The following is a 4,310-nucleotide window of genomic DNA, read 5'->3' as shown; positions in this document are numbered from 1 at the left end:
CTCGATGCAGGTGTGGTGTGGCCGGACGGCAACGCGTACTTCTTCCGCGGATCCCAGTACGTCCGGTACGACATCGAGAACGATAAAGTCGCTCCCGGATACCCGCTCCCGATCGCCGACTATTGGCCAGGTCTCTGGCCGGCGGACCTCACCGGAGGAGTCGTCTGGAATGACGGCAAGGCTTACTTCTTCCGGGGCTCGGAGTACATGCGCTTCGACATCGAATCAGAAAAGGTCGATGCCGGCTATCCGAAGCCGATCAGTCCCCATTGGCCCGGCCTGCCCTGACGCCTCCGCGCCCGGACCCTTGGCCGATCCGAACAGGTGAAGGCGAAGCCCGCACAGGAGACGTCAACCAGGCATTCAGCTGATGCAGGACCAAAGGGCCGACTCAACGTCAGCAGTAGCCTCAGCCCGGCGTGCCTACGTGGGCATCAGATCTTGCACCAACTGCGTCATCTGTATCGAGGGTGCCACCCGCAGCTCACGCTCCAGAAATGACCGGTAGTCCTGGTAGCGCTTGATAGCGCTGGCTACATTGCCTTCGGCAATATGTACCTCTATCGCGATGCGGTGCGCTGTCTCCCGGAGAGGGTCGACGGCCATGGCCGCCAGAGAGGCCTGCAGGGCAGGAAGATACTGACCCGCCGCCTGGAACTGCTGACCAAGGCTCTCCAGGGTGTACACGCGCATTTGATCCCACCGACTGCGTTCCAGGACCAGCCAGTCCTCCGCCCACCCCGGCAGCAGCTCACGGCCCAGGTCAGCGATGAGCGCATCCCAGCACTCCGGCAACGGGGTCATTCCTGCCATGACCTGACGACCCGACTCCCAAACCCCGTGCAGATCCACGTTGATTGAACGCGAAAGCAGCAGACGCGGACCAAAGCAGTCGATGACGGTCAGCGATTCAACCCGCCGGGCCTGACACAGAGCTGACCGAAGGTTCGCCGCCGCCCGGAAAGGCGTGCAATCGGGCCACAGCTGCTCAGCAGCCGCAGCACGGTGCGCACCGTCGCCCTGCAGCGCAAGGAACGCCAACAAACGCTGGGCCCCCAAAGGGACACAGATCCTGTTGCTGGCATACGTGAACTCGAAGGGCTTCAGGATTTCGAGGCGCGCGCGGTTGGTCGACACACCACCACTGTGCAACCGGCGCGTGTCGCACGCACCTGCTGTGTACTCCCGCAGAGCGGCCTTACACCCATCCTGACCAGCGAAGACGTGTCGGAGATAAACCAGCGACGTCTACGAGACGCACTCCGAATGACCCGGCGCACACCAGTGAAACAGCCACGGGGGAACCTGCTTCTGGGACGCACACCGCTACTTGTGCCAGATGGGCGGAAGGGGACTCCAGTGGATGTTCGATCGGTCCTACGGGACCTCCCACAGGGGGATGAGTATCTCGGCGACCCCGAGGTGTGCATCGCTGTGCTCGACGGACCGGTGGACCTGTCCCACCCCTGCTTCACCAACGCCAATCTCACAAGGCTCGACACCCTCGTGCCGGATCCCGCAGGCCCCGGACCGATGTCACTTCACGGCACGCATGTCACGAGCCTGATCTTCGGTCAGCCGGAAAGCCCTGTCGTCGGCATCGCACCCCGGTGCCGCGGTCTCATCCTGCCCGTGTTCCGGGACTCACAGGAAGGCCGCGTTCCGCAGCTGGACCTGGCGCGAGCCATCGAGCAGGCCGTGCAGGAGGGAGCGCACGTCATCAACATCAGCGGTGGCGAGCGCACTCAGGACGGTCGTGCCGACAGCATGCTGGAACGGGCCCTGCGACTGTGCGACGACAAAGGGGTCCTCGTCGTCGCGGCCGTGGGCAACGACGGGTGCGACTGCCTGCAGGCACCCGCAGCGGCACCCTCGGTGCTCGCCGCCGGCGCAACAGGGAACAACGGCGAACCGATGAGCACCAACAACTGGGGGGCCGCATACCGCACCAACGGTGTGCTGGCCCCAGGGCAGGACATCGAAGGTGCCGCCTCCGGCGGCGGCAAGCTGGCCCTGACGGGCAGTAGCTTCGCCGCCCCTGCGGTAGCCGGAGTGGCCGCGCTGCTCGTGACGGCTCAGCTGCACGAGGGACGTGACGCGGACCCGCGAGCGGCAGGGAAAGCCATCATCGACACCACAGCCACCAGGCCTTGCAGCCCCGGCGACGCTCCCGAGTGCCGTCGGCAACTCGCCGGCGCAATGGACGCCGCACGGGCCTACGACCTCATCAGGCCAGAGCGCGCTGCCGCAATCCATCTCCGTACGGCACCGGCACCGGCACCGGCACCGGCACCGGCACCGGCACCGGTCTGGCCTGCGCAGGCGATGGCGCGGCAATCCGGTGACGACTTCTACGGCCCCGGGATCAGCGCCGCCAGTGGAACCGGGCAGCTCGAGACACGCCACTCCGAATCGAACGAGGGAGCCAGCACCATGGACACTCACCCCGCGCACGACACCCCTGACGAGGCAGCTGACGCAACGGGGGAACTCGCAGGAATCACCGATGCTGTCCCCCCACCGGTCTCGGCCGCCTCGGACCACGTCCCGCCCGTGCAGTCCGGGGAGCAGCAGGCCGAGACCATCCCGACCGAGGCAGGCATCAGCGCCGCCGGGAGTCTCTCGTCCCCCGAGACTCCCCATTCCGAATCGAACGAGGGAACCAACGTCATGGACTCCCAGCCCGCGCAGACCGCCCCGCACCAGGCAGCCGCCACCGCAAGTGAGGTTGCAGGGACAACGACGCAGGCACCGCCAGAACTTATACCCGGCCACAGCACTCAGGCGCTCGGAGTCCGCCCCTCGTGCGGGGGCGCGGAGACACCTTCATCCGGCTGCCAGTGCCAGCAGAACGGAAACGGCTCACGCCGCCCGCTGGTCTATGCGATCGGCACCATCGGGTTCGACTTCCAGACCGAGGCCCGCAGGGACAGCTTCCGCCAGCAGATGTTCTACAGCTCCATCGACGCCGCGGACACTGCAGACGGCGTGGAGAGGGAAGTCCAGCCCAACATCTACGACCCCGAACAGCTGCACTCCTACCTGTCGAAGAACCCATGGGCGTCCGACAAGCTGACCTGGACTCTGTGCATGGACAGCACGCCCGTCTACGCCCTCGAGGCCGAGACAGCCGTAGGCATGGACTGGACCCGGCCGATGATCAGCGACCCCAAGCTGACGAAGGCCCAGGTCGCGAAGGCGGCGAAGGCGGCCACCGAGAAGACAGAACAGCTCACGCAAATCCTCGAGACGCTCTCCTACCCGCCCGTGTCATCGGTGTACCGAGTCCTCCGGGACGCCATCTGGGGCCAGGTGCAGAAGTCGGAGAGCCCCAGCTACGTCTCGCGCGTCTCGGTCCCCGGAGTTCTGACAGGCCGAACGACTCGGCTGTACTCCGGGCACGTGGTTCCCGTGCTCGAGGTCAAGAGCCGGGGCCTCTACACCTGGAACGAGGCTGCGCTGGTCGACGCTGTGATTGCGCAGGTCGAGCAGGAGTACGCAAAGCGGGTCCCGAAGGCCAAGGTCAACAGCGCCATCCTCCGCACGACCATCAGGGCGTTTCTCGACAAGATCTACTGGCAGTTCCGCAACCTCGGCCAGAGTTCCGGAGACCGGGCGCTGAATGCAGCCGGGACCAACGCCTTCCTGTTCGGCGGCCAGTTCCGTGACGGCCTTCTGTCCGCCAAGCACGTTCCCGGGGCAGGCGACAACTTCTACTCCCTGGACACCATCAGCGTCTCGCAAAGCCCGTACTGCCGCCCCGGCTCGGACTGCCAGGACGTCGTCGTCCACTTCTTCGACCCCGAGAACGACCGGCGATCGAGGGTGTCCTACCTCTTCACGTACGACGTGAGCGACGAGCTTCCAGTCAGCCTCGCACCGGTCCACCAGTTCATCGGCGGCATCTGAGATTCGCCCCACCGAGGAGGTCAGCCATGAACAGCCGAACCAACGAGCCGCAGATCACACCTCCGCTCCAGGCCCCGCCCGTATACCGGGACGGACCGACGGCACCAGCCGCCCAGCGGACAGCAAGCGGCGTGCAAGCAGCCAAGTCAGGCTGCGCCGAACTGCCCGGAGCAGCTCGTCAGATGTGCTACGCCTCGCGCCACGGCCTTTCGGTGTGACAGGCGAGCACCGGGCGGGCGTCGATGCCGGCCGCGCTGACCCCGCCCCACAGTGTCGGCGGGACCTTCCCGCCGACATGAAGTGAGAGGAGAACGGTGATGAATGAACCTACGCAAGGCGAGTTCCAGCCGGTGTCGGCCATGCTGCAGATGCCGCAGCTGGCCCCTCCGGTCGACCGGACG

Annotated in this window: 3 protein-coding genes; 2 read left to right on the top strand and 1 reads right to left on the bottom strand. The window is 66.1% G+C overall.

Annotation, left to right across the window (positions count from 1 at the left end):
* The coding region (locus tag ACFW9O_RS34960) for a hemopexin repeat-containing protein (RefSeq protein WP_384615038.1) at positions 1–288 on the top strand (288 nt) is incomplete at its 5' end.
* A 135-nt stretch (positions 289–423) separates the two neighbouring features.
* Here the strand turns inward: ACFW9O_RS34960 and ACFW9O_RS34955 are convergent.
* Complete coding sequence (locus ACFW9O_RS34955) at positions 424–1,137, bottom strand: BTAD domain-containing putative transcriptional regulator (protein WP_384615037.1); 714 nt, start codon at positions 1,135–1,137, stop codon at positions 424–426.
* Between the two features lie 222 nt (positions 1,138–1,359).
* Here ACFW9O_RS34955 and ACFW9O_RS34950 point away from each other — a divergent pair, with 222 nt between their 5' ends.
* Entirely contained in the window at positions 1,360–3,909 is a 2,550-nt protein-coding gene (locus tag ACFW9O_RS34950; RefSeq protein WP_384615035.1) for a S8 family serine peptidase, read from the top strand.
* The last annotated feature ends 401 nt before the right edge of the window (positions 3,910–4,310 follow it).

This window comes from Streptomyces sp. NPDC059499 (assembly GCF_042749285.1).
Taxonomy (GTDB): domain Bacteria; phylum Actinomycetota; class Actinomycetes; order Streptomycetales; family Streptomycetaceae; genus Streptomyces.
The sequence above is the reverse complement of the archived record's forward strand: the minus strand, read 5'-3'. Positions and strand labels throughout refer to the sequence as shown.